The sequence below is a fragment of the Flectobacillus sp. genome (assembly GCF_049240685.1).
Taxonomy (GTDB): Bacteria; Bacteroidota; Bacteroidia; order Cytophagales; family Spirosomataceae; genus Flectobacillus.
On sequence record NZ_JBMLSD010000449.1, the window covers coordinates 1 to 2,783 of the forward strand.

Annotated in this window: 2 protein-coding genes; both read right to left on the reverse strand. The window is 39.6% G+C overall.

From position 1 onward, the window contains the following. Positions 1–514: carboxypeptidase-like regulatory domain-containing protein (locus tag ACOVQ4_RS20640; protein WP_421822497.1), on the reverse strand; the 514-nt coding region annotated here is incomplete at its 3' end. Between the two features lie 831 nt (positions 515–1,345). Next, on the reverse strand, positions 1,346–2,653 hold the full coding sequence (locus tag ACOVQ4_RS20645) for a RagB/SusD family nutrient uptake outer membrane protein (protein WP_421822498.1): 1,308 nt from the start codon (positions 2,651–2,653) through the stop codon (positions 1,346–1,348). Positions 2,654–2,783: the final 130 nt, after the last annotated feature.

The following is a 2,783-nucleotide window of genomic DNA, read 5'->3' on the forward strand; positions in this document are numbered from 1 at the left end:
GCTGTACTTGTGCCGATGCACCAGGCAAACCTGTTGTGGGGGTCATCGTAAGACCCGCCACACGACCCTGCATGGCCATCAAGAAGTTGCTACGGCCTGTGTTTGAGATTTCATCCCCCTTTACGTCCTGTACCGAGTAACCCAACGCTCTTTTTTCTTGTTTGATACCCAAGGCGGTTACTACCACCTCATCAAGCGCCGAAACGCTAGCTTTTAGTTGAACATCAATTTTGGATTGTTTACCAACTTTGATTTCTTGTTTTTCAAATCCTAGAAAACTAAAAACCAAAATAGCGTTATCATTGACCGAAATCTTGAAGCTACCATCTTCTCCTGTGCTGGCGCCTCTACTGGTTCCTTTTATACTGATACTGACACCAGCTAAACTAGCATTATCCTCTGCATTGGTAACTTTACCCGTCACCTGTCTGTCTTGGGCATAACTCAATGGCGCTGTTCCTAGCATAACACATAAAAAGAGCCATGTTAGTTTGTTGAGTAATTGTTGTTTCATGAATAAAAATTGGTTGTTATGGATTTAAAAAGTCATTGTGTATGGTTTAAATGAAATATGAAATACGATACACGATTGGTAGCATTAATCAACAACAAGAAGTGACTAAATACAGAAATGAAAAAAGAGTTGTATCTATCAAAAATAAAGCAAACCGTAGGTAATGAATAACGAGCATACTTGGGCTGATGAGCAAATTATTTATCTATTTGGTATTGATGAATAAAGGTTATGTCGAGGTTTTCAATACGGATGATAAATGAATAGAGGCCTTTGCTTCAGCCAAAATAGCCATAGGTTTGGGTAAACTGAATGCGGAACCAATTAGGAAAATTTTATAGTTGAGGTAAACGATAAAGTATCTTGGCAAAATTAGATTTAGGTTGTAAGGTAATAGGGCTTGTGTCAATATTTTTAGATTTTTTTAGAAACCTAAAGTAGGTTTTTGCTGAATATCCCTAGCTGAAAGCGCTATCGTTTTTTAATCTAATTTTGTATTATTACTTGTATAGACTCTATAAAAAGAAATTAGCCAATAAAGGTGTTACATCCTGTTTTGTTTTTGTATCAAATCTTTATTATTCAAAACTTCAAAAGGGTAGCCAAAGGCTTACCCCTTTGAGTCTTGTTATTTAGTTGTGTTGATTAAAGGTAAATGTTGAAGGCAACTGGCACAAGGCAAAGAGTGTTAAATTGTTTTTGCCCAAGGCCGATAGCCGAGTACTAAAAATTGAAAAATGAATGAGGTAATGTGTTGGTAATCATGAATTTAATCTCGTGATTCACAACTCATAACTCACAGTTCAGCACTCCAACTAATCCTCCAAGGTATTAATTATCAGGGTTGCTTGGGGTTGAAGGGTTGTTCAAGCGTTCGGTGCTTGGATACGGATAGTAATTGCGAGAACGCTCAGCACTTGCTCCTTTGTCAAATCCTGGTCGTGCAAATCTACGCGAATCTTCTAAGTCCAAGCCAGACATAAACAACTCGATGCGTCTGTTACGGTAAATTTCAGTTAAGACAGCCTCTTGGGTATTCGCTCCAGCATAAGCAGATAACCCTGCCCCTAAGCCCCATACATCGGTTGTTTTGGTCAAAACCTTATTTAACTCAACAATCGCATTAGTCAAATCACTTTTTCTGGCAAAAGCCTCTGCTTTGATTAAGCTAACTTCGCCAGGTAAATACACAGGAATAGAAGCGCTATTGGCTGTAAAGAAGCCTTTGCCACGAAAGACACCCGAAATAGCAGAACGAGAAGTAAAGTAGAAATCAATACGTTTGTCGGCTGTGTTTGGTGCTAGGCTTGCAGGTAAGCCCATATTAAGGTCCATTGGTTGATACACGTTGATATTACTCAGGGCTGTTTCAAAAATGGGATTACGGCTTTGTTCGTCAAACTTAAATTCAGATTTTTTAGACAAATCTACTTTATTTGCCATTTCCAAGGCTTTGTCGTTGTTGCCTAGCATGAGATAATAACGTGCAGCCAAAGCATAAGCTGTATTTACATAGTCAATTCCTCCCACGATACGATTGGTAAAGGTAGTAGGAGCGGTAGTCGACGCTACAGCACTCGCCGAAGATTCTAACAAGGATACGGCTTCCTGCAAAACTTCTTGTCGAGTGTTAAAAACCGCATTTTCGGCGACTTTTATTGGGGCTTTCTCAAAGAATTGAGCAATAGTCCCCAACGAGATAGCTTTAAAAATGGAAGCATGAGCTGTAATATAAGCTTTCAAAGCTGGGTCGCTTACCTTGGATACATTATTCAGAATAAGGTCGGCGTTGGCTTTTACCAGATTGGACTGTTCCCAAAGGTTTCTAACCACGCTATTGGTTTCTGTGACGTTTGCTCCACCTTTTTGTAAGAAATCTTCATCGGCATTCCCAGCGTTGAGCACTGTTAGCGACTTGGTGGTAAGTCCAGCTGCCGTAACAGAGGCATAAATAGGGCTTGTACGTGAAACCGTGAATCGATATTGCAAACCATTACATAAAGCAATGAGGCCGTTCGGGTCGTTTACTACTTGTGTTTCACTAGCCGAACTAGGGTTGAGATACTCGCTCTGACAGCTAGCCAAGCCAAAGGTCAGTGCTAATCCCAAGATGGATACTTTAAACAAATATTTTTTCATACCTAAGAGAAGGTTGTTGATACACTAACTAAAATTCGCTTTTTGTTTTACAAGAAAAATGAAGCTAAGTAGTAATGCAAAGTAAAATCAGACCTGTGATAAGCAAAGTGCTTTCAGCGATGGGCATTGG

What these genes read in the sequence shown, in the direction of transcription:
- ACOVQ4_RS20645 (WP_421822498.1), bottom strand. Translation starts at nt 2,653, where the DNA reads ATGAAAAAATATTTGTTTAAAGTATCCATCTTGGGATTAGCACTGACC.